Annotated in this window: 18 protein-coding genes; 4 read left to right on the forward strand and 14 right to left on the reverse strand. The window is 62.6% G+C overall.

Translation table 11 applies throughout. The features are described from left to right. Positions 1 to 46: 46 nt before the first annotated feature. The 3 genes from AC3LB0_RS03650 to AC3LB0_RS03660 form a co-directional block, all read right to left on the reverse strand. Positions 47 to 892 (reverse strand): type I phosphomannose isomerase catalytic subunit, encoded by an 846-nt coding sequence (locus AC3LB0_RS03650; protein ID WP_488649807.1) that lies wholly within the window; start codon positions 890 to 892, stop codon positions 47 to 49. Positions 893 to 913: 21 nt separating this feature from the next. Further along, positions 914 to 5,893, reverse strand: coding sequence for a hypothetical protein (locus tag AC3LB0_RS03655; protein ID WP_488649808.1), 4,980 nt, complete (start codon positions 5,891 to 5,893; stop codon positions 914 to 916). Between the two features lie 87 nt (positions 5,894 to 5,980). Beyond that, positions 5,981 to 7,204 carry an amino acid aminotransferase gene (locus AC3LB0_RS03660; RefSeq protein ID WP_488649809.1) on the reverse strand — a complete coding sequence of 408 codons (1,224 nt, stop codon included), beginning with the start codon at positions 7,202 to 7,204 and terminating at the stop codon, positions 5,981 to 5,983. Positions 7,205 to 7,267: 63 nt separating this feature from the next. On the opposite strand from AC3LB0_RS03660, the gene AC3LB0_RS03665 reads away from it, so the two are divergent. After that, a complete protein-coding gene (locus AC3LB0_RS03665; RefSeq protein WP_488649810.1) occupies positions 7,268 to 7,540 on the forward strand; it encodes a GlsB/YeaQ/YmgE family stress response membrane protein in 273 nt (90 codons plus the stop codon). Beyond that, positions 7,537 to 8,643 carry a citrate/2-methylcitrate synthase gene (locus tag AC3LB0_RS03670; RefSeq protein WP_488649811.1) on the forward strand — a complete coding sequence of 369 codons (1,107 nt, stop codon included), beginning with the start codon at positions 7,537 to 7,539 and terminating at the stop codon, positions 8,641 to 8,643. The genes AC3LB0_RS03665 and AC3LB0_RS03670 overlap by 4 nt, the downstream gene beginning before the upstream one ends. Before the next feature lie 36 nt (positions 8,644 to 8,679). Here AC3LB0_RS03670 and AC3LB0_RS03675 read toward each other — a convergent pair whose 3' ends face one another. From AC3LB0_RS03675 to AC3LB0_RS03720, 10 genes are all read right to left on the reverse strand, one after another. Continuing rightward, positions 8,680 to 9,522, reverse strand: a complete 843-nt coding sequence (locus AC3LB0_RS03675; RefSeq protein WP_488649812.1) for an META domain-containing protein — start codon at positions 9,520 to 9,522, stop codon at positions 8,680 to 8,682. A gap of 75 nt (positions 9,523 to 9,597) precedes the next feature. Beyond that, on the reverse strand, positions 9,598 to 10,068 hold the full coding sequence (locus AC3LB0_RS03680; RefSeq protein ID WP_488649813.1) for a DinB family protein: 471 nt from the start codon (positions 10,066 to 10,068) through the stop codon (positions 9,598 to 9,600). Continuing rightward, entirely contained in the window at positions 10,065 to 10,814 is a 750-nt protein-coding gene (locus AC3LB0_RS03685) for a glutamine amidotransferase (RefSeq protein ID WP_488649814.1), read from the reverse strand. The genes AC3LB0_RS03680 and AC3LB0_RS03685 overlap by 4 nt, the downstream gene beginning before the upstream one ends. Before the next feature lie 18 nt (positions 10,815 to 10,832). Then, entirely contained in the window at positions 10,833 to 11,876 is a 1,044-nt protein-coding gene (locus AC3LB0_RS03690) for a phosphotriesterase family protein (protein ID WP_488649815.1), read from the reverse strand. 5 nt (positions 11,877 to 11,881) lie between these two features. Then, positions 11,882 to 12,922 (reverse strand): phosphotriesterase family protein, encoded by a 1,041-nt coding sequence (locus tag AC3LB0_RS03695; RefSeq protein ID WP_488649816.1) that lies wholly within the window; start codon positions 12,920 to 12,922, stop codon positions 11,882 to 11,884. A 5-nt stretch (positions 12,923 to 12,927) separates the two neighbouring features. Beyond that, entirely contained in the window at positions 12,928 to 13,968 is a 1,041-nt protein-coding gene (locus AC3LB0_RS03700) for a phosphotriesterase family protein (protein WP_488649817.1), read from the reverse strand. A gap of 9 nt (positions 13,969 to 13,977) precedes the next feature. Further along, a complete protein-coding gene (locus AC3LB0_RS03705; protein ID WP_488649818.1) occupies positions 13,978 to 15,207 on the reverse strand; it encodes an MFS transporter in 1,230 nt (409 codons plus the stop codon). A 44-nt stretch (positions 15,208 to 15,251) separates the two neighbouring features. Then, positions 15,252 to 16,793, reverse strand: a complete 1,542-nt coding sequence (locus AC3LB0_RS03710; RefSeq protein WP_488649819.1) for a cryptochrome/photolyase family protein — start codon at positions 16,791 to 16,793, stop codon at positions 15,252 to 15,254. Position 16,794: 1 nt separating this feature from the next. Continuing rightward, positions 16,795 to 16,962 carry a DUF2256 domain-containing protein gene (locus tag AC3LB0_RS03715; protein ID WP_488649820.1) on the reverse strand — a complete coding sequence of 56 codons (168 nt, stop codon included), beginning with the start codon at positions 16,960 to 16,962 and terminating at the stop codon, positions 16,795 to 16,797. A 2-nt stretch (positions 16,963 to 16,964) separates the two neighbouring features. Continuing rightward, positions 16,965 to 18,446, reverse strand: a complete 1,482-nt coding sequence (locus AC3LB0_RS03720) for a cryptochrome/photolyase family protein (protein ID WP_488649821.1) — start codon at positions 18,444 to 18,446, stop codon at positions 16,965 to 16,967. A gap of 119 nt (positions 18,447 to 18,565) precedes the next feature. On the opposite strand from AC3LB0_RS03720, the gene AC3LB0_RS03725 reads away from it, so the two are divergent. Both AC3LB0_RS03725 and purB read left to right on the forward strand, forming a co-directional pair. Next, complete coding sequence (locus tag AC3LB0_RS03725) at positions 18,566 to 19,876, forward strand: adenylosuccinate synthase (protein ID WP_488649822.1); 1,311 nt, start codon at positions 18,566 to 18,568, stop codon at positions 19,874 to 19,876. Between the two features lie 23 nt (positions 19,877 to 19,899). Next, entirely contained in the window at positions 19,900 to 21,180 is a 1,281-nt protein-coding gene (gene purB / locus AC3LB0_RS03730) for an adenylosuccinate lyase (RefSeq protein WP_488649823.1), read from the forward strand. Positions 21,181 to 21,241: 61 nt separating this feature from the next. Here purB and AC3LB0_RS03735 read toward each other — a convergent pair whose 3' ends face one another. Next, the gene (locus AC3LB0_RS03735) at positions 21,242 to 21,604 is read right to left on the reverse strand and encodes a zinc-ribbon domain containing protein (RefSeq protein ID WP_445844399.1); all 363 of its coding nucleotides are present in this window, start codon (positions 21,602 to 21,604) and stop codon (positions 21,242 to 21,244) included. Positions 21,605 to 21,742: the final 138 nt, after the last annotated feature.

Raw genomic sequence — 21,742 nt, forward strand, 5'->3', positions numbered from 1 at the left:
GCGCCGTGCTCAGGAGGGTGAAGGTTAAGGAATCCGAATCTTTTGGCTAGCGCCCTTCAGCGATGAGGAGGGTCGCCCCTGCGGAAACCTCCAGGGCGATCTCGCCCGCAGCGAGGTGCGCGGTGGACAGGGGCCCCAGCCGCAATCCGCCCGCAACTATTGCGCCGGCTGCTGTGGCGGTGGCGCCGTGCGGCCCCACCGCAATGCTCCCCGTCCATGGACCCACAACGGCGCGGGCAGAGAAGTGTGGTGATGCGACCAGCGACTGCTCGCCCGGACGGCCCCAATTAATGGCGGCGGTACGGATCGCCTGATGCCCCGCATCGGTGGCGCGGATCGCCTCCGTGGCGTGGAGCGGTCGCGACGGATCGTTGCGCCCCCAGTCGGCGACGCGATAGGTTCGGTCGGAGCGCTGCTGCACCTCCCAGATGAAGAGGCCAGGCATCAGCGCATGGAGGCAGCCGGTCGGCACATCGAACACATCGCCGCGACGCGCAGCGTGCCGCGCCAGCAGTGGGGTGATGTCGGCGCCAGAGGCGAGCGCGCTCGTGATGTCGGCGCCGGTGGCTGATGGAGAGCGCCCGAGGAGCAACTCGGCGCCAGGCGCAGCTTCGAGAACAACCCACGCCTCGTGCTTGCCGATCGCATCTGCACCGTGCATCACTTTGGCCAGGTCGTCGTCGGGGTGCACCTGCACCGAGAGTCGGTCTTGCACATCGAGCAACTTCACCAGCACGCCGCCCGGCTGTTCGTCGGCATCACCGAACCAGGCTTCGCCAATTGGGCCACTCGGCGCCGCGTCGGGGGCGAGTGCGCGAAGGCGATCGCCGCCCCACACGCGCCCAACGAGGCGCGGGGCTAGCAGCCTGGTTGAGGTGTTCGGCGTATCCACGCCACCCAGTCTAGGCGGCTCTCAGGGGAAGGTGATCGTGTAGGTAGTTGTCCACGCTCCCCAGTTCGTGCTGGTTGCCGCGGTTCCCTTGATCTTGCATGTCTTGCCTGCGTCTGCCGCAACCGGGGCAAGCGTGAGCTTGTTCGCAGCCAAGACACAGGCGTTCTTCGACGCGGTCACGCCAGTGGTGATCTCTGACCAAGTGATCTTTGGCATGACGCTCGTCGACGTTTGATACCCGACCGTGTTCGCATCGTCGGCGTAGAGGCCAAGTGTCTGGATCACCTTGGCTAGCGATACGGGCGAGGTCGGCACAATCGATGGTGCACCGAGTGTTCCCTTGCTCAGGGTGTACACGTAGTAGTTGACACCAGGCAGGTATGGAGCAGCCGCCACGGCGGTGATGCCCACTTTGCAGGTGCCCGGCTTCTTAATGTGCAGATAGGCGCGGCCGCCGCTCGACTTCACCTCGCAATAGGCAGAGGAGGCTGAAGTGACGGCATACGTTTGGGTGGCGCCCGATTCTGTCGCTGACGCTGGAAGCTGATGCCACCCCGTGATCCCAGTAGTAGAGGCGTGACCGAACTTATACGGCACGGTGAGGCTTGTCCCGAACGTAAAGACCGCCATCTTCGCCGTGACATCGAGTGCGCCGCCGCCTGAGCCGAAGATTGGCGTCGCACCCTCGCTATCGCTGGCGCTCGCGATCCCGAACCCCGCGGGTGCAAACTCGCTGCTGTCGGTGCCATCAACGACGAGGTCTGGCGCTTCATCTTCGGAGGCTGGATAGTCGATATCACCCGGCTTCTCACCGCCGAAGTAGAAGCCATCGGCAGATGTGGGGTCATTCACTGTGCTGACATCACCCTCGGCCGAAGGATCATCAGCCACGGCTGTGAGCACGTCCGAAAGTTCGTCGCTGAGGTCTGCAAGGGTTGCCGCGGCCGGCATCATCTCTTCTAGATCCATTTCAACGGACACCACGCTGCCACCGCTGGCGACGACGACGACATTGACAGCGCCCGTCGTTGGGTCAGCCTCTACGGCAATCGTCTCGGCGGAGCTGATTGCGCTCTTTAGCGCAAGTGCCGAGGCAAATCCCATCGGGGCGAAGGTGGTGGCGCCGTCGAGGCTGTAGAGGGCTGCAGAGGTTGACGCTGTGGTGCCGGTGCCCGCGTCTTTCTTGATGGCAAAGACCAGGCCGGTGTCGCAATCCATCTTGAGGTCGCGATAGTCGCCACCCTTGTAACCACTCGTCGTTACCGCTGGGCTACTCACCACGATCTCGGCAGGCGTTACGTCATCTTTATCATCCAAGAAGGCGTAGATGCCCTTGATCTTCAGCAGCTTCCCGTCGTCGTAGCCACCCGCGGAGCTCTCGTCGGAGACGGCGAGCAGTGCCAGGTCTTCGACCGCATCAGCGATGCCAACACCGAGCGAGTTCCCCAGAACGATACCGCTGGCGTCGACGCCAGTGGCATCATTCGCGCAATAGCTCACGCCGCCGATGCGACCAGAAAGCTGAACTGCCGTGTTGCCTGATGAGAGAGCCGTACCCGGGTGGCGGGTAAAGGTTGTGCCGTTCATGTAATAGAGGTCGTCGATGCACGGTTGATCGCCGACCTTTTCGTCGTCGCCATCAGCCTTGAATTTCACGAGCACCGCAACATACTGGTCGTTGGAGTTGGCCTGGCTTGATGGTCCAGCGCCGAGGATCACCAGGGCTGCGTCTGCACCTTGGATCCCTGTGATTGACACGGTGTCGGCACTACCAGAGAGGCCAAAGTAGGCCCCGTCAAACTGGTCACCTTGGATCCCGGTGTTGGTGGCGATACTGCAGCCCATAGTTTTTTCGCCCGGGTTACCTGGGTTGGCGCGCTCCTCGCGGATCGCACCCGCAACAAGCGCCGAACCACTCATCTTTTCTACCGGCGCATCAAAGTCGACCGTGGTGCAGTTGTCAGCCACCCCTACCGTGCAGCCAGAGACACCATCTGAGAGATCGCCGTTGCCGTCACCAAGCACCCCATTCGCAATGTCTCGCGCTGTGAGCCATTCACCGTCGGTGAAGTGGGCGACCGCAAAGCCGCCGCCCGTGAGCGATCCGCTAAGGATCCAGTTGGTCCCCTGCTCGCTGGCACCCGACCCTTCGTTGCCACCCTTCCACCAGGCGATCGTGTTGGAGCCGCCGCCGGCGAAGGTGTAGTAGCTCTGGCCACCGTCATAGCTGATAACCGAGCGGCCACCACCCGTGAACGAGAAGGTCGCGACCACGCCATTTGGGTCAGATGGGTTGAAGGCGGTGTCGCGAACGACTGGGGCTGCGAGCCCAGTGACCGCAAATCCACCGGCACTTGATTGCGTTCCTGCGTCCGCTCGGTTGGCGATGAAGTTCCAGGCGCTATGCGATGCCTGCGGGAAGAGCGGCACGTAGTTCGCCGTGGCGGAGCCCAAGAACTTGACGTTGCCATCAGCCGCTGCGCGGCTCCACACAGCCGCCTTCACGAGGCCACGGGCACCGTCACCCGAGATCACGACGGAGCTGCCGGAGACGCCCGTCTTGAAGTTGAAGGCGCTGTCGAACGCGGAGCCAGTGTTGTTGTTGGCGCCTGGGGCGTCCATCACAATGACATCGCCATAGCCGGCGCCAATCGCGCTGCCGATATCACTCGTTACCTTCACGTTAATTCCATGGACGATGATGCAACTGCGGATCATCGCGACAGTGCCGTAGTACTCCCCTGAGGTTGCGCCGTAGCCGTCGCTGTCCTGGAAGCCGAGCATCGGGGCAAGAGAGCCTACGGCTGGGGTGGTGTTCTCACCACACGTCGCCATCGTGCGGCGATTTGGGTTAGGCGCGCACTCTGCGTCGCCACCACCAGACGCCGCGCCAATAGCGCCGTCCTTAACTGGCGCTACACCGTCAAGGCTGTCCTCGTTGCAACCATCGTCAACGAGGGAGTTGCCGCCGCGCGAGTAGAGGTTGTTCTGGATCACGTGGTCATCGCCCGAATCTGCATCGGCGTCGAGCCATGTTGCAGCCGTTTCCCAGTGGTCAGTGTCGTCGTACGTGCCGAGGGCGGTAATGGCTCGATCATTGGTCACCCAGGTAGCAATGCGTACCGTTGCCGTGCTATTTGAACCACTCAATGAGCGATCCCAAATCACAACAGAGCGCGGCCCCTCGTAGTCAGTCGTGAGCGTGCTGTTGTCTTCGGTGCTGTCGTTGTTGATGTCTTCTGCCAACCAGCCGGAAGGTCCACCAAACACCATGAGATCTTGTGCAGCCTGTCCTCCGCTCACGGTGGTGTCGCGGCTCAAGGCGCAGCCTTCTACGTCGGCGCAGCCATCAAGATCTTCATCTTGGTATGGGCTCTTCACCTCAAAGAGTGTTGCCGCTGCCCGAGCTTCTGCTTCCGCATCACTGTCATACGCGGTGAAGTTGGCGCTGAGGGCGAGCGCGGACAGGAGGTCACTAGAGGTGTACAACTTCTGAGTGCCTGAGGGCACTGCCCGAGGGAGTTCAGCGATGACTACGCCGCCTGTGGCTCCCTGCTGTGTCGCGACGTACACATTGCTAACGCCAGGCTTTGCGGCAAAGAGCCAGCCGGTCCAGGTTCCCCTTGCCGTTCCACCTGGCGCTCCAGCAAGATTAGATTTCATTGCCGCAGTCAGTTCAAAGAATTGGCCTGGCTTGATCTCGTTGAGGACACAATCGGCGGCGTTCCCATCACACGGGTTGTCGACGCCAGTGATGTTGTCATCGACGATGGAGTACTCATCACTGGTAGGCATCACCGTTGCGTAGACGCCAAGGGCTTGCAGTGGGCCAGTTGGGCCGCCAATCATGCCACTTACCAAGAAGAGGTAGCTGGAGTGGACGTTGTTCGTTTCGTCGTAGGCGTGCGCCCAGTACGGCGTATAGGAGCCGCTTAAGGTCGTGCCGGTGGCGCTCGTCCCCGTGTAGGACTTCAAGTCGAAGCTATTCCACGAAGTGCCAAAGTCTCGGCTGAACCAGAGCTTGCCCTGCATGATGACGGCAACCTCGCCTGGCCAACCCGACGTGGTGATGCCGGAGACGATGGAGTTCTTGTCCATACCCTCAACGCCGTCGTTGCCCGTGGTCTCTGCGCGCTCATCAGAGGAGAGGACGACTGGTGACCAGGTGCCACCGCAGTCAAATGAACGCCAGAGAGAGGGCGAGGTGGAGGTGGTTGTGTAGAAGGTGCAGGGTGCGCCGTCAGCAACAACGTTTGTCGTCTGGCCGCCGAACGCGTTGACCACCTCCATCGGTCGACCATTCGATTTCAGCGACACGATGGTGTAGTAGTTAGCTGACTCGTTCCAAGCAATCAACTCAAGATTCATCGCGGCGACGCCATAGCCCGATGCCGACACAACAACCTTCGTCCCCACCATCTCATCGGCCTCAAACGGGGTGGCATCAGAGTCTGGGTCTGCAATGTTGCCGAAGTAGTCGGTGCGATCCCAATTAAAGGTGCCGGAGGCCCCAGTAATTGACGAGGTCATTGACGTGCCGCTCCAGGCATTCACTGGGGCGCCGGAGCCAGCCCCTGCCACCACACTGATCGTGGCCCCCTCTATGAACACCGGGAACTGGATTACCTCATCACCACAAAGGGCGAAGTTTGTCGCGCTGCCGTTGCGCGCCTCAGTGACGGTTGGCCAGTCGTAGTCCCCTGTGTCAGTTATGTCGCCGTCGCTATTGCAGTCGCCCCAACCGGAGCCAGCGTTGACCTGCAGCAGAAGTGCGACAGGGAGACCAAATTCAGAGGCGATGTCATCGAGCGGGAAGGAGTCTGGATTACCGCTCGGAACGGTGTACGACCCGTCAACCTCACCCTCAGCGATCACCGCGATGCGATAGATCGGATCTCCAACCGCCGCCGCGACGCGCTGCGCTGGCACGCCTACAAACAGGGTGACGAGCAGGGCGAGAGAGAGGCTGAGCGAGGTTAGTCGGCGCTGGCGGTTGACCATGAGGGCATCCTACGCCCCAGACTGAACGAGTTGCAATAGGGTTGCGGTCGACACCGAGAGGCGAGCTTCGGGTACGGCTGCAAGTACCTAGTCGATGACGGCGGCAACCGCCTTGGCCACGACAGGGATCTTCGTCGCGGAGAGTCCGGCCATGTTGATACGACCACGGGCGACGAGGTAGACCGCGTGCTCGTCGCGGAGGCGCTTCAGCTGGTCGTCGGTGAGGCCAAGGAGCGAGAACATGCCGTGATGGTCGAGCAGGTACGAGAAGTCGCCTGCGCCAGCGGCGGTGAGCGCAGCGGCGAAGGCGGTGCGGCTGCCCTGAATGCGAGTACGCATGGCGCTCACCTCGCCCTCCCACTGTGCGCGGAGCGCTGCATCGCCAAGGATGGTGGCCACGATCGCGCCGCCGTGCGCCGGTGGGTTTGACCACATCGTGCGCACCGCCATGCGCGCATGTGACGCGATGGACGAGGCTGCTGCCCCATCGGCTCCAATAATCGCAAGGCTGCCGACGCGCTCGTTATAGAGGGCGAAGTTCTTTGAGGAGCTGCTGGCGACGAGCACCTCGCACCCCGTCGCCAGGAAGGCGCGCAGTGATGCGGCATCTTCAATGAGCCCTTCGCCGAATCCCTGATACGCGAAGTCGAGGATCGGCAGGATGCCGCGATGGGCAATCAGTTGTGCGATCTCGTTCCACTGCTCGGGTGTTGGATCAATTCCCGTTGGGTTGTGGCAGGCGCCGTGCAAGATCATCGCGTCGCCACCCTTTGCCGCGGCGATCGCATCAAAGAGCGCGCCGGTGTTAAGTGATCGCGCATCGTCGGTGATCCAGTCGTGGCGGCGCGCCGTGATGCGCGACGACTCAATGATCTGCGTGTGGTTTGGCCAGGTTGGTTCGCCCACCCAAATCTCCGCGCCGGGTCGGAGTCGCGAAACGAGGTCAACAGCAAGGCGCACTGCACCCGTGCCGCCAGGCGTATGGATCATCTGTACGCGTTCGGCTGCGGCGGGCTCTATCTCTCCCCATGCCCCGCCAACGGTGCGGAAGAGGAGTGATTTGGCCGCCGCCAAATAGGCAGGATCACCACTGATCGGCATGTAGAGCTTCGAGGTGGTGGAGGCGAGGATGCGCTCCTCTGCTGCACGGACGCTCGGCAGGATCGGAGTGACCCCCTGTTCATCCATATAGACACCGGCGGCAAGGTTGATCTTGTGTGGACGTGCGTCGGCACGGTGAAGCTCAACGATCCCGAAGATCGGGTCGGTTGGCGCATCGCTGATTCGTGCGGAGAGGGCTCCTTCAGACATGTTGCGAGTCTACCCGCGCGACGCGAGCGGCGCGTTTCTGCCCGCGGGCGTACGATCGCGCCGATGAGCTTCTTTGACCTTGATCCGATCGGCTGGATGTTCGTCGGCCTTCTGGCCGGCGGCCTCTCCTCAATACTCGTTGGCGGCCGTGCCGCGAGGGGCTGCCTCCCCAACATTCTGGTTGGCATTCTCGGCGGCATCGTGGGCGGCACCCTCGCCAAGGGTGCGGGCTACGGCGACCCAGGCGGATTCACTGGATCGGTCTTCGTGGCGCTGCTCGGATCGGTGATCTTGCGCCTGGCGCTCGAATTCGTTGATCGGCGACCGCGACGATGAGTGACGAGAAGGTCGCCGAGAAGCCATTCAGCCCTGGCCTCGCCGGTGTTGTCGGCGCTGAGACTGCGGTCGGCTACGTCGACGGTGCCGCAGGCCGGCTCCTCTATCGCGGCTACCCCATTGAAGAGGTCGTCACTAAGGGGAACTACGCCAACGTCCTCGATCTCCTGCTCACTGGCGAGTGGCACCCAAACGCACAGCTTGCTCCCGAGAAGGTTCCTCCAGCCGTTCTCGCCGCACTGCGACTGCTCCCAGCCCACGCCCATCCAATGGATGCACTGCGCACCGCCATCTCGGTCTGGGGCGCTGGTGAGCGACTCGGCTGGCCGCCAACCGCCGACGAGGCGAAGCACATTGCCGCATTTGCCCCATCGGCACTCGCCGCATTCGCGCGACTGCGACAGGGACTTGAGCCCGTAGATCCGCAGCCTGGTCTTGGTATCGCGGCGGCCTTCTTGCAGCAGCTTCACGACAAGGAGCCTGATCCGGCAACCGCCCGCGCGCTTGACGCCTACTTGATGGTGGGCGCGGAGCACGGTCTGAACGCCAGCACCTTCACGGCGCGCGTGATCATTGCCACGCGATCAGACATTGCCTCGGCAATCTGCGGCGCCGTTGGCGCCATGAAGGGGCCACTCCACGGCGGTGCACCCGCCGAGGTGATCGGTCAGCTCGGTGAGATCGGCTCCATTGATCGCGCTGAAGACTGGGCGCGCGGCAAGCTCTCGCGCAAGGAACTGATCATGGGATTCGGCCACCGCGTCTACCGCGCGTACGACCCGCGTGCTGCTGCGCTGCGCAAGGTTGCCGAGGCGATGCCAACGCGACCCGCGTGGCTTGAGCTCGCAATCGGCGCCGAGGAGCAGATCCTCAAGGTGTTTGAGGAGATGAAGCCGGGCCGTGCGATGAAGACCAACGTTGAGTTCTACGCGGCCGCAGTGCTGCAGGGTGTTGGCCTTGTGCCTGATCTCTTCCCAGCAACGTTCGCGCTGGCGCGCATCGCCGGTTGGTCAGCGCATTCAATCGAGCAGGCTGGCGTCGACAAGCTGATTCGCCCAGACGCCAAGTACATCGGCCACGCGGAGCGACACCTCCCCGCCTAGCGCGCCAATCGGCACGCCGGCGGGTGTGTCAGTCAATTAGTCTTGGCGCAAGAGCCCCGCGCTCAGGCCGGCTGCGCCGACGAGTGCTGGAACACCGAGCAGTGCGATCGCGATGAGCAGGGCGCTTAGGTCACTTGTCCCGCCCACTCCGCCAATGTTTGCGTACTCTGCACCGTTGCCGTTGAGCGGCATGACGTCATACATCGCCTCAGCGAGCTCGAGTGTGCCAACGCTGTTTTGGGCAACAAGACCCGCCTCAGTTTGGCTAAAGGTCAGCGCGCCACCGAGCAGGATTTCGCTGAACGCTGTCTCTGCCGCGTTCAACTCCTCGCAGTACATCTTCGTGGAGAGGAGATCGGTCACGGTGAACGTGCCGTCGGTGTTGGCGGTCACGCTGCCACCGATCTGGTTGCATCCGACCGTTGCGCTGAAGCTGCCGTCGTCACCGAAATACATCTGGCCAGCGATCACTTCGTAGCGAACGCCACTGAGTGATACCGCGAGGATGGCGAACTGGCGACCAAACGATGGGACGATCTCACCGCCGGTTCGCGGGCAGTTCGTGCTGCCATCGGATGTCATCCAGCAGGCGTCACCGCCAACAGGAGGATCCACAGGGAGGCCTGACTGGCACATCACTGGCACCGCACCGGTGGCGTCAGGTGCACATGGGTCTTCTGCGTCGACCGTCTGGATATAGACGCACTCGGCGGGAGCCCCCTCAGGGATGACATGGACGCCGTCAACGACGTTGACGGGTGGGCACTCCACGCCTGAAGAGGCGGGTACCGGGGTGACCTCATCGGCCGCGGCCACGGGGCGCACGCTTGGCGCAATCAGTAGTCCAATCATAAGAACGGTGGTGAATACCCGGGTCACAGCTGCCTCCTACGGTTACGGGCCCAAAGGACCCTTCGCCACCTTAACGCTCGGTGGGCGAGATCGGTTCCCCGCCTAGAGCTCCCCGCGGAGGGCCTTGGCGAGCTGCTCGCCGTGGTCGAGCGGGTGCTTGGAGTAGATCCGCAGCAGGTCGTCGAGCGTAAACCGACCACGCTCGCTGTGCTCCGCATAGCGGGCAAGGTCTGCCTCCGTGAGGTGCTGGAGCACGTTGAACGTGCCAGCTCGCACCGCCGAGAAGACCGCGAGTGACGTCTCAATGGGGCCGGTCTCATAGCCGAGCGCTGGGCTCGCCGCCCAGGCACCCTCGTCGTATCCCTGAATAAGGGAGCCAGGCGGTTCGGCAACCAGGCGCCGCAGTCGCGCATACGACTGCGCCTCGCTGTCGGCCAGGTGGTGGATCACCTGCCGCGGCGACCAACCCTCCGGGTGCTTGACGTCGAGCTTCAGGTGATCGAGTGCAGCGACCTGATCTTCAAACGCTTTCGTTGCAGCCTGATAGGCCGCAACTCGTTCGGCAAAACTCACTTGCCGGTGACCCAATCGATCATGTTCGACATCAGTGGCGCAAAGCCGTTCCACTGCACGAACGGTTCTGGGCACCAGTGCGGTCCGATGTCCGAGGTCCAGACGAGTGATCGGCCCTTGCCAACCTGTGCGGTTGCGATGAGTGGATCACCACCGACGGATGCAACGAGTGTTGCGCCAGGCTTCAGCACCACCTTGTTGTAGCCGAGCAGTACTGGCATGCCGGCAGGAACACCAGCGAGCACTGGATGGTTCGCATCAACGATCACGGGCTGCGCACCCTCTGGTGCCTCAACGCGATCATCGTGGGTGAGGCAGGTCACTGGAAGCACGCGCTCGACAGCGCTGCCAGCGAAGCGCGCCTTCGCCTCAAAGCCTTGGAAGCTGAGATAGCCGCCAGCCATGATTAGCGCACCGCCGCTTTCGACCCACTCGGCGAGGAGCTTCAAGCGATTCGGCGTCGACTTCCCATGCAGCCACGTTTCAATGGGAAGAAGAAACGAGTTGGTGCCGATGTCGGAGAGCACGATCACGTCGTACTTGCTCAGCTCTGCTGCGGTGTGCGGGAACTTTGCCGGCACATCGTGCGCGTACATCTGCTCAACCTCGTGGCCCTTGGAGCGGAGGGCGCCGTTGTACCAATCGGCACCGGAGTGGAAGGTGACACTGGTGAAGGAGTCGAACCCCTTGTAGTGCGTCGCCTCAGATACCCACGACTCCCCAACGAGCAGAACGCGCTTTCCCATGAGCTCCCCCTTCTGGCGCTAACGCGCCTCTTCAAATAGCCGACGCGGATTATCCGTCATCATCGCGATTCCCTGCTTGAGCGACACGCCGTGACGTGCTAGCCGCGGCAAGAAGAACTCCACGATGTGTCCGTAGCCTGGACCGCCCTTGGCGCGCAGCAGGATCTTCATGAAGATGTCCTGCGACATCAGCACGTGATCACTGAAGCCAGCCTTGACGAGACGCGCGATGTTGCGGGCGTCGTCTTCGTCGCTGGTGCAGGCGCCCTGCTGGTCGGCGTAGAAGACCTGCATGCCGATCATGTCGTACTGCAGGTAAATGCCGCGCTTCAGGAGGCGGGTCTGGTATTCGTAATCGTCGCCGCTCGGGTTGGAGTGGCAGAGCACAACGCTCTGCATCGGTACGCCCTGTGCCGCAACGAAGTCGAGCACCTCGTCGCCGAGGCGATACCAGCCCGGCATGTGGATCTGGATCGGCACACCCGTCTCGCGCTGCGCCAGACAGGCACCGGCGAGCGAGTTGCGCTCGCGATTGGTGAACGGCTGGCCAACGAAGATCTCGCCGATGAAGCCGGCGCGGATGTTGGTTCCCTGTGCGCCGACGGTGAGGTCACGCACGATGCGATCGGCGATCTCACGCACGCTGCCGTCGAGGTGTTCTGGGCCATGAACGGGGTCGAGGAAGATGCCGCTCCCCATCACCACGTTCAACCCCGACTCGCGGCTGATGCGTGCCAGCCCCTCGGGGTCGCGACCGTTCCCCTTATCGGCGCAGGCCTCAAGGATCGTGCGGCCACCCTGGGCGGCGAAGCGCTTCACCTCAACGATGGCCGACTCAATGTCGTCAAGGGCGCAATTGTCTTTGTTCAAGAACGGGTCATGTCGGAGCTCCCACACGTTGGTGATGGAGACCTTCTCGTCGACGAGCTCCTTGGAGCGAGCTGAATCGTCGTAGGGCGGATGCCACCACGGCGTCACAATGTTGAAGAGGTGCTCGTGGGTAAGCGTGAGCCCCATCTCTGCGCTCTCGATCTCACCGGTGACGGTTCGAATCTTCACCATCGTTGCTAGCTCGCCGCTTCGAAGAGTTGGCGCGGGTTTGCCGTCATCATTGCGATTCCCTGCTCGAGCGGCACGCCGTGCCGGGCGAGTCGCGGCAGGAAGAACTCGACCAGATGGCCGTAGCCTGGACCGCCGTACGAGCGCAGCAGCGTCTTCAAGCCGATGTCTTGCGACATCAGCACCTTCTCGCTGAATCCATCGCGCACCAGGCGTGCAATGTTGCGCGCATCGTCTTCGTCGCTCGTGCATGAGGCCTGCTGATCCGCGTAAAAGACCTGCATGCCGATCATGTCGTACTGCAGATAGGCACCACGCTTGAGCAGGCGCGTCTGATATTCGTGATCATCGCCGCTTGGGTTGGAGTGGCAGAGCACGATGCTCTCCATCGGCACGCCGTGGGCTGCGCAGAAATCGAGCACCTCATCGCCGTAGCGGAACCAGGCGGGCATGTGGATCTGCATCGGTAGGTGTGTCTCGCGCTGTGCAATGCACGAACCGGCAAGTGACTTTCGCTCTCGTGCAGTGAACTCACTGCCCACGCCAATCTCACCAATGATTCCCGACCTCACCTTGGTGCCAGGCGCACCCTCCGTAATGTCACGAATCAGATCGTCGGCAATGTCGCGTTCGCTCTTGGCGTCGTTCGCTTCGGACTGTGATCCGTCAAGGTAGTAGCCCGTTCCCATGATGATGTTGAGTCCGGTTCGTTTGCTGATGGTGGCGAGCCCCTCAGGATTACGACCGTCGTTATAGCCACTCGTCTCGATGATCGTCTTGCCGCCCTGGTCCGCAAACCGCTGCACCTCTTTGATGGCAAGCTCAACGTCTTGAACAAGGAGGTTGTCCTTATTGATAAACGGGTCGTGCTTGAGCTCCCAGATGTTGCTGATGGAGACCTTCTCGTCGACGAGTTCGCGCGATCGCGCTGAATCGTCGAATGGCGGGTGCCACCAAGAGGTCACGTCGCCGAGTAGGTGCTCGTGTGTGAGGGTGAGCCCCATGTCGGCGCTCTCAATTTCGCCGGTGACGGTTCGGATCTTGACCACGACGGCTAGCTCGCCGATTCGAAGAGTTGACGCGGGTTCGCCGTCATCATCGCGACTCCCTGCTCCAGTGGCACGCCGTGCCGGGCGAGTCGTGGCAGGAAGAATTCGACCATGTGCCCGTAGCCTGGGCCGCCGTAGGAGCGCAGCAGCGACTTCAAGAAGATGTCTTGCGACATCAGCACCTTCTCGCCGAATCCATCGCGCACCAGGCGGGCAATGTTGCGGGCATCATCTTCGTCGCTGGTGCATGAGGCCTGCTGATCAGCATAAAAAACCTGCATGCCGATCATGTCGTACTGCAGATAGGCACCACGCTTCAGCAGACGCGTCTGGTATTCGTGATCGTCACCACTCGGATTGGAGTGGCAGAGCACGATGCTCTCCATTGGCACGCCGTGGGCTGCGCAGAAATCGAGCACCTCATCGCCGTAGCGGAACCAGGCGGGCATGTGCACCTGCATTGGGATATGCGTCTCGCGCTGGGCGATGCAGGCACTGGCGAGTGACTTGCGCTCACGCGCGGTGAACTCACTGCCGACGCCAATCTCACCAATGATCCCCGACTTGATCCCTGTGCCGCGTGCCCCTTCGGTAATGTCGCGAATCAGCTCGTTGGCAATGTCGTGTTCACTCTTGGCGTCGTTCGCTTCTGGCTGCGATCCATCGAGGTAGTAGCCCGTCCCCATGATGATGTTGAGGCCGGTTCGTTTGCTGATCGTGGCAAGCCCTTCAGGGCTACGGCCGTTGCCGTCGGCGCTCGTCTCGATGATCGTCTTGCCGCCCTGATCCACAAATCGCTGCACCTCCTTGATGGCCAATTCAATGTCTTGCATGCTGCAGTTGTCTTTATTGATGAACGGGTCGTGCTTGAGCTCCCAGATGTTGCTGATGGAAACCTTCTCGTCAACCAGTTCGCGCGATCGCGGCGAATCGTCGAGTGGCGGATGCCACCAGGAGAGGACATCGTTCAAGAGGTGTTCGTGAGTCAACGTCAGACCCATGTCTGCGGAGCTGATGGGGCCAAGAACGCTCTCTACCTGCTTCATGTACGCAGACTAGCGTGCGTTGTGGTCTCCCGCGGGGAGGCGGCGCACGGCGACGATCCCGAGCGCGAGAAGCAGCACCGACCCAAGAAAGATGGGGGTGAGTGCAAGCGCATCACCCGGCCGTGGTGTGCCGATGAGCGCGGCGGCTGAGGAGATCAGTGGCCCAACGACGGCACCGGCGTACAGGGGGAAGAGCGAGAGGCTGAGCGCGGCGGTGCGGCGGTGCTCGGTGACCGAGTTCGCCAACCAGGTGAAGACCATCGCCTGCAGGAGCGCCGATGCCGCAGCGAGGAGCGTATTCGAGAGGGCAAGGCCGAACGCCGTTGAGACAACGATCATTGTGCCAGCGGCAACCGCCGCGGCGGCGAAGCTGAGCGCCATCACTCGCGGGATGCCGATGCGCGGCACCAGGCGTGTAGCGAGGAGCGGCGCAACGAGGGCGCCCCCCAGCGCCGAGAGTCCTGTCAGTAGGCCAACGGCGCCCGCCACGCCAGGGGCGGCGAGCGGTTCGGCTATTCCCGTAATCGAGGGGCCGATCACCACCTCGGCGATGCGCAGCGGGAAGACGGGGCGGAGCATGCGCTCCCCGGCGATAGCCAGGCCAAGCACCAGATACCCCGCACGAATGCTGCGGTCGGCGAAGACCTCGCTAAGGCCACGGCGGGCCACCTCGAGCACGCCTCCCGTCGGCGGGTGGTGCGGTCGTACGTCAGGGATTGCCACGATGTTGGCCACGATGAGTGCAGCGTTGAGCAGCGCCGCGACCATGATCGGTGCCGCAAGCGAGAGGCCCAGGCCGTCAATCATTGCGCCGGCGAGGAGTGGCCCCAGTGCGAAGCCCATCGGTGCCGCGGCGCTAAAGAGAGCGATCGACCTGGTGCGTGCGTGCTCTGGCGAAACCTCACGAATCGTCGCCAGCATGACGCCGGTGTTGCCGAGCCAGAAGCCGAGGGCGAGCGTTGCGGCGATCAACTGCCACGCCTCTTGCGCGAGGGCGAAGGCGATAAGTGCGATCAGCGCAATCAGTCCACTGCGCACGATGACGAGGCGACGCGATCGCAACTCGGCGATGGCCAACCAGATCGGCACCTGTGGTGCCCCGACGATGAAGATACCAGCAGTCGTTGCGCCAGCGACCGATGCAATGGAGGCGAGTGGTACGCCCGCACGCTCTAGAGCAAGCGGAAGGTAGGCATAGATCATGGCGACGCCGAAGATCTCGGCAAACTGCACCAGCACGTAGATGGTGACGATCCGCTGCCACGGGATCGTGCTGGTTCGGATCAGAGATCACCAGCCTTAGCACGGCTACGAACGTCGGCTGCGCGTACCAGGATCTCTTTGCGGACAACCGCTGGCCGCGCAGACCAGGAGCGAACCTGTGTTGCCATGCGTGGATTCTTCGCGAACCGTGCCGAGTGACGATCAATGAACTCCCAGTACATGGTGGTGAACGGACAGGCCGTTTCGCCCACCGATTCGGTTGGGTTGTAGAAACACGATTTGCAGTCGTCGCCCATACGCGAGATGTATGCGCCGCCACAGATGTACGGCTTGCTCGTGATGCGACCCAGATCCGCAAACTGACTCATGGCCACGACGTTTGGCGTAACGACCCACGGCAGCGCATCGACAAATGCCTCCAGGAACCAAGAGTCAACCTGCTGCGGTTGCACGCCGAAGAGGAGTGCAAAGTTGCCGAGCACCATGAGGCGCTCGATGTGGTGGACGTGTCCCGTTCGCTGCAGCGTTTTGACGATGCGCGACATGCAGGCCATCTTCGTCTCTCCCGACCAGTAGAGCTCAGGCAGCTCCTCATGGGCGTTCAGGCCGTTGTCGGTCTGCCACTCTCGCCAATACTCGCGATATGCGTGGCGCATGAATTCGCGCCAACCGAGGATCTGGCGGATGAACCCTTCGATGCTCGAGAGGGGGATCTCTTTCTTCCGATCGGCATACGTTTGTAGTGCACGCTCGCAGACTTCGGCAGGGGTGATCAGGCCGAGGTTGATCGCTGGCGATAAGAGCGAGTGAAAGAGATGCTCATGCTCTTTCGACATAGCATCTTCGTATGGGCCAAAGTTGGCCAATCGATCGTCACAAAATGCGTTGAGTGCAGCGAGTGCCTCACGCCGGGTTGTTGGCCAGATCAGTGTGGTTGACTCGCCAAAGAGCGTTGAGGACTCCTTAAGTACTTCATCAATCACCGACTGTACGAGTGGCGTGACTGCTGCATACGGCGGTGTCGGCACGTCGGTGCCAGGGGCGAGGCGCTTCCGATTCTCCTTGTCGAGGTTCCATGTGCCGCCAATCGGTTCGCTCTTCCCCGCGCTCTCCTCCATCAGCCAGCCACGCGCACTGCGCACACGTCGATACCAGTACTCCATGCGGAGCTCTTTTCGACCCGACTTGAACGCCTCCCATTCGGCCACGGTGGTGAGCCAGAGCTGATTTTCGACGACCTCCACGGGCGTACTGCTCGCAGCGGACCATGCCTGAATCGCCTCGAGGTCCTGAGGCTGCGCAGGGTCCATCAGGGTGACGCCGGACGGCCGATACCGCTCCTGGGCGGCGGCGAGTGCCTCGCCCAGGGTGGGAGCCTTGATGACCTCGGTTGGAGCCCCCCGCCCCTGAAGCTCTGCCGCAAACCCTCGTAGCGCCGCGACCTGCAGCACCACGGCCTGCACGTGTCGTGCCTCGTGCCGCACGCCCGTGATCTCTAAGACGAGGATTGGATCGGCGAACTTGGCGCTGCCATCAAGATGCGCGCGAAGTGGGCCAACCTGGTCAGTGAGCTGATCTCCTAAAACGACAAGGTGGTTCACGCTATGACCGTCGGCGGCGACAGGCGTCGCTGCAGTACTTCACCTCGTCCCAGACTCGCTCCCAGCGCTTACGCCACTGGAACGGTCGGCCGCACACCACGCAGATCTTCTCGGGGCGCTCACTCGGAGGCCGATGTGGCTGCCGTGCCTCACGTCGTGCGCCGCCCATGACTAACGGCCGCTCTCTGGCTTGAGTGCCGCGCTATACGCCGCAAGCGTTCGTTGACGCGCCTCGGCGTGATCGACAATCGGCCCTGGGTACTGGTCGCCGAGCTTGATGCCCGCTTCGGCAAGCGCCGTCGGATGCGCCCATGGCGCATGGATCGCGGGCGTTTGCAGGGCGGCAAGCTCTGGCACCCAGCGACGCACATATTCACCATCGGGATCAAAATTTCCCGCCTGTGTCACCGGATTGAAGATGCGGAAGTACGGCTGCGCATCAGTGCCACTACCCGCGCACCACTGCCAGCCACCATTATTGGCGGCAATATCGCCGTCAACGAGGTGTCGCAAGAAGTGCGCTTCACCCTCACGCCAGTCAATCAGCAGGTCTTTTGTTAGGAATGATGCGGTGATCATGCGCGCGCGGTTGTGCATGAAGCCGGTTGCTGCAAGTTGGCGCATCCCTGCATCAACAACGGGGTAGCCGGTCTTGCCGCTCTTCCACGCTTCGAGCAGGCGCTTATCGCTGCTCCACTTGATTGCGTCGTAGCTTGGACGCCACGCGCTGCTCGCGGCATGCGGCGCGTGCCAGAGCACCTGTGTATAGAAGTCACGCCAGGCGATCTGGCTCACCCAGACTCGCTCACCTGACCGTTCACCCTCTTGCACTGGCGGTAGTGGAAGCTGTCGCACAACAAGTTCACGCGCGGAGAGGAGCCCAATATGCAGCGCCGCCGAGAGGCGGCTAGTTCCAGCGTCGTCGGCCAACGCGTTGCGCCGGTCTGCATACTTGTTAATTGATTTGCGCCACGTATCGGCGTATTTGCGCGCAGCGCGTTCACCTGGCACAGGGAGTTGATCAATCTGCGCCGTTGGTACCGCATGCGCATCAAGGAGCGCCTGATCAACGGTGGAGGCTGGAGTTGGCGTTGGAAGCGGTGGAAGCTTTTTTGGTGTCGGCAGCGGTGCGCTGGCGTCAACCTGCTCGAGCCATCGGCGGAAGTACGGCGTATAGACGCCATACGGTGTGCCGCCACCGGTGAGCAGCTCCTCTGGCTCAACCACCACGAGGCCGCGCTTCGCATGCAGTTTCACGCCGAGTGGTGTGAGCAGATCCGCAACAGCGTGATCGCGCTCTCGCGCGAACGGAGTGTGGTCGCGCGTCATGAAGAGAGCAATGTCTCCAGTGCCGCCTGCAGCGCGCAGCTCGCTAATCAGCCGTGGGAGTGCAGTAGCGGCTGGCCCCTGCAACTCAATGAGATCCGAGCCGAGTGCGCGCAGGCTGGTGGCAAGCTCCGTGACGCTCTCGCGTAGGAACCAGGTGCGGTTGGCGCTCGACAGCTTGCCAGTAATGAGTCCCGGCTCCCAGACGAAGATCGGCAAGAGGGGTGCGCCAAGATCCTTGGCCGCCGCCACTGCCGCAACCAGGGCGGGGTGGTCGGCAAGGCGAAGGTCTCGGCGGAACCAAAGGATCGCTGGGGGGTGTGGCATCGTCGGTAGATCATCGCACCTTACCCGCGCCGCGGGGCTCCCTCTCGGGGCGGTGAGGGGGTACGATCCCCCCGCCGTGCGTTGCCCGGCAGCATCCAAGCAACCGAGAGCGGGGGGCTATGCCTGCGAGCGTGATCGTCGGACTCCAGTGGGGCGACGAGGGGAAGGGGAAAACCACCGACTTCCTCGCCGAGCAGGTATCGACGGTCGTTCGCTATCAGGGTGGCGATAACGCCGGCCACACGATCGTCATCGGCGGCGACACCTTCAAGCTGCACCTGGTCCCCTCGGGCGTCCTCTATGGGCACATCACCCCAATCATCGGACCAGGGGTGGTCGTGAACCCTGCCACGCTGATTCGAGAGTTTGATGAGCTCATCAGCCGCGGCATCGACATCTCGAAGGTGCGAGTCAGCCACGCAGCACACCTGATCCTCCCGTATCACGTGGCACTCGACAAAGCCCGCGAGACCGCGCTCGCTGGAGACAAGGTGGGCACCACTCAGCGCGGCATCGGCCCCGCATACGAGGACCGCGCCGCCCGCCTCGGCCTTCGTGTTGAGGATCTCTTGGATCCAGCCTCGGCCGCGACGCGCCTCTCACGCGTGCTCCCTGAGAAGCGCGCACTCCTCGCCGCGCTTGGTGCCACCGACTATGCCGAGGCGGTTGATGCCGCTGCGATTGCCGCACTCATTGCAACCTGGGGCGAGCGACTCCGTCCACACATCGCTGACACGAATGACCTGGTGCAGCGTGCCTACGCCCGTAAGGAGCACCTCCTCTTTGAGGGCGCCCAGGGGGCGATGCTCGACCTTGATCACGGCTCGTATCCATTCGTCACCTCATCACACCCAATCGCGGGTGGCGCCACCACTGGCGGCGGCATCGCTCCGCTCCAGATTGATGAGGTGATGGGCGTCATGAAGGCGTACGCCACGCGTGTTGGGTCGGGCCCATTCGTCACCGAGCTCACCGATGCGATCGGAGAGCGCATCGCCGTCACCGGTCATGAGGTTGGCACGACAACCGGTCGCCGTCGCCGTGTCGGCTGGAACGATGCCGTTCCACTCCGCTACGCCGTTGAGTTGAATGGCGTCTCGAGCATCATGTTGAACAAGCTTGACGTGCTCTCGGGCATTCCTGAGATTCTGCTCTGCGTTGCGTATGAGATCGACGGCAAGCGCGTTGAGCGCTGGCCAACGTCGAGTGCTGAGCTTGCACGCGCGAAGCCAATCTACGAAACGTTCCCTGGTTGGGAGGAGGAGATCACCAACGTTCGCGCAATGGCCGACCTACCTGAGACCGCCCGTCGCTATGTCACGGCACTCGAAGAGATTGCCGATGCGCCGATCGTGCTCCTCTCTGTTGGCCCCGAGCGCACGCAAACCATTGAGCGTGCCTGGCGCCCACTGCGCCACGCCAAGCGATGATCCCCCGTTACGCTACGCCGTCGATGACGGCCGTCTGGAGCGATGAGGCGCGCTGGAACGCGGCGCTGCAGGTTGAACTTGCCGTGCTCGACGCACAAGCAACAACGGGCGAAGTGCCCGCCGACGCCGTGGCGGTGATTCGTGCGAAGGCTAAGGTGGACGTCGCTCGCATCAACGAGTTGGAGCGCACCACCGATCACGATGTCGTCGCCTTTGTGAGCCAGCTTGCGGAGAGCGTTGGTTCAGAGGGTCGCTGGATTCATCATGGGTTGACCAGCAGCGACGTCGTTGACACCGCACTCGCACTGCAGATGCGCGGTGCCGCCGTTCTCATTGATGCAGGCCTCGCCACACTGCTCGGGACCATCATTCGCCGTGCTCGCGAGGAGCGTGACACCATCATGATTGGGCGAACGCACGGCATGCACGCAGAGCCAACCACCATGGGCGCCAAGATGGCGAACTGGGCCTTTGAGGTTGCGCGCTCACGCGAACGCATCACCCTTGCCGCCGCTGAAGCTGCAACGGGAAAGATCTCCGGGCCTGTCGGCACCTACAGCCAAATCAGCCCAGAGATCGAGCAGATTGCGCTGGCAGCACTCGGCCTGCGCGCCGATCAAGCGAGCACACAGATTGTGCAGCGCGACCGACACGCCGCCTTCGTTAGCGCGATAGCGATTGCCGGTAGCACTCTGGAGCGCATCGCCACCGAGATCAGGCACCTGCAACGTTCTGAAGTTGACGAGATGCGTGAGCCGTTCCGCGCCGGTCAGGCTGGCAGCTCGGCGATGCCGCAGAAGCGCAACCCAATCAAGAGCGAGCGGATCGCCGGTCTCGCCCGCCTCCTACGTGGTTACGCCGCTGCAGCGATGGAGAACCAGCCGCTCTGGCATGAGCGTGACATCAGCCACAGCTCCGCCGAGCGCATCCTGCTCCCCGACGCTACATCGCTCCTCGCCTTCATGACGGACTCACTCAACGGCGTGATTGATGGTGCTGAGATTCGCCGCGAGCGCATGCTGGCGAACCTTGCAGGTGGGCTCGGGCTGCACGCTGCATCGCGGCTACTCACCGCGCTGGTCGATACAGGGATGCAGCGCGATGCCGCCTATTCAATTGTGCAAGCTGCGGCGACGAGCGCGCGCGATGGCAACCGACAACTACATGAGGTGTGTCTGGCAGATGCCAGCATCACCGCTGCGCTCAGCAGCGCCAACCTGCTTGCGCTCTTTGATCACCGCGCCGCAACGGTGCATGCAGCACTACTCGTTGATCGATTGGCTCAATTAGAAACTCGGGGATAAATCGAACGGCCGAGACCCCGAAGGGTCCCGGCCGTCCGGGTTGCTCAAAGAGCTACTGGACTCAGCGCGCTGGGCGTCGGGTCGAGAAGCAGTTGTCGCAGTAAACCGGCTTGCCGCTGGTTGGCAGGAAGGGGACCATGGTCTCCTTGCCGCAATCCGAGCAGGTTGCTGGGTGCAACTCGCGTGGTCCGCGAGGTGCGCGTGGGGCGCCGTAGCCGCCGGCGCTGTAAGAGCTGCCACCGGTGTAGCCGCCGAAGCCGCCACCCGCTGAACCACCCTCGCGCTGCGCCTTACGGGCATTGCGGCATGGTGTGCAGCGCTTTGGCTCTGTGAAGCCGCGCTCAGCGTAGAACTCCTGGTCCCGCGCTGTGAATACGAATTCCTGGCTGCAATCCATGCAGACCAAGTTCTTGTCTGTGTACATTCCGTTCACTCCTAGTGCTGGCTCGCCTCGTGGTCCGATGCTGGTCTCGCGAGCCCTGGATGGGAACGGTTGACTGATCTCGGTCGCGTGCGTGCGTGCTTATGTCCACCGAAGCCCGGGGGACTTTCGTAGCATACG

The organism is Candidatus Limnocylindrus sp., assembly GCF_040397235.1.
In the GTDB taxonomy this organism is placed as follows: domain Bacteria; phylum Chloroflexota; class Limnocylindria; order Limnocylindrales; family Limnocylindraceae; genus Limnocylindrus.

Coding starts and splice junctions, on each gene's coding strand:
- AC3LB0_RS03670 (WP_488649811.1), top strand. CDS start 7,537: ATGAGTGACGAGAAGGTCGCCGAGAAGCCATTCAGCCCTGGCCTCGCC.
- AC3LB0_RS03685 (WP_488649814.1), bottom strand. CDS start 10,814: ATGGGAAAGCGCGTTCTGCTCGTTGGGGAGTCGTGGGTATCTGAGGCG.
- AC3LB0_RS03720 (WP_488649821.1), bottom strand. CDS start 18,446: ATGCCACACCCCCCAGCGATCCTTTGGTTCCGCCGAGACCTTCGCCTT.
- purB (WP_488649823.1), top strand. CDS start 19,900: ATGACGGCCGTCTGGAGCGATGAGGCGCGCTGGAACGCGGCGCTGCAG.
- AC3LB0_RS03655 (WP_488649808.1), bottom strand. CDS start 5,893: ATGGTCAACCGCCAGCGCCGACTAACCTCGCTCAGCCTCTCTCTCGCC.
- AC3LB0_RS03715 (WP_488649820.1), bottom strand. CDS start 16,962: ATGGGCGGCGCACGACGTGAGGCACGGCAGCCACATCGGCCTCCGAGT.
- AC3LB0_RS03725 (WP_488649822.1), top strand. CDS start 18,566: ATGCCTGCGAGCGTGATCGTCGGACTCCAGTGGGGCGACGAGGGGAAG.
- AC3LB0_RS03735 (WP_445844399.1), bottom strand. CDS start 21,604: ATGTACACAGACAAGAACTTGGTCTGCATGGATTGCAGCCAGGAATTC.
- AC3LB0_RS03660 (WP_488649809.1), bottom strand. CDS start 7,204: ATGTCTGAAGGAGCCCTCTCCGCACGAATCAGCGATGCGCCAACCGAC.
- AC3LB0_RS03665 (WP_488649810.1), top strand. CDS start 7,268: ATGAGCTTCTTTGACCTTGATCCGATCGGCTGGATGTTCGTCGGCCTT.
- AC3LB0_RS03700 (WP_488649817.1), bottom strand. CDS start 13,968: ATGAAGCAGGTAGAGAGCGTTCTTGGCCCCATCAGCTCCGCAGACATG.
- AC3LB0_RS03690 (WP_488649815.1), bottom strand. CDS start 11,876: ATGGTGAAGATTCGAACCGTCACCGGTGAGATCGAGAGCGCAGAGATG.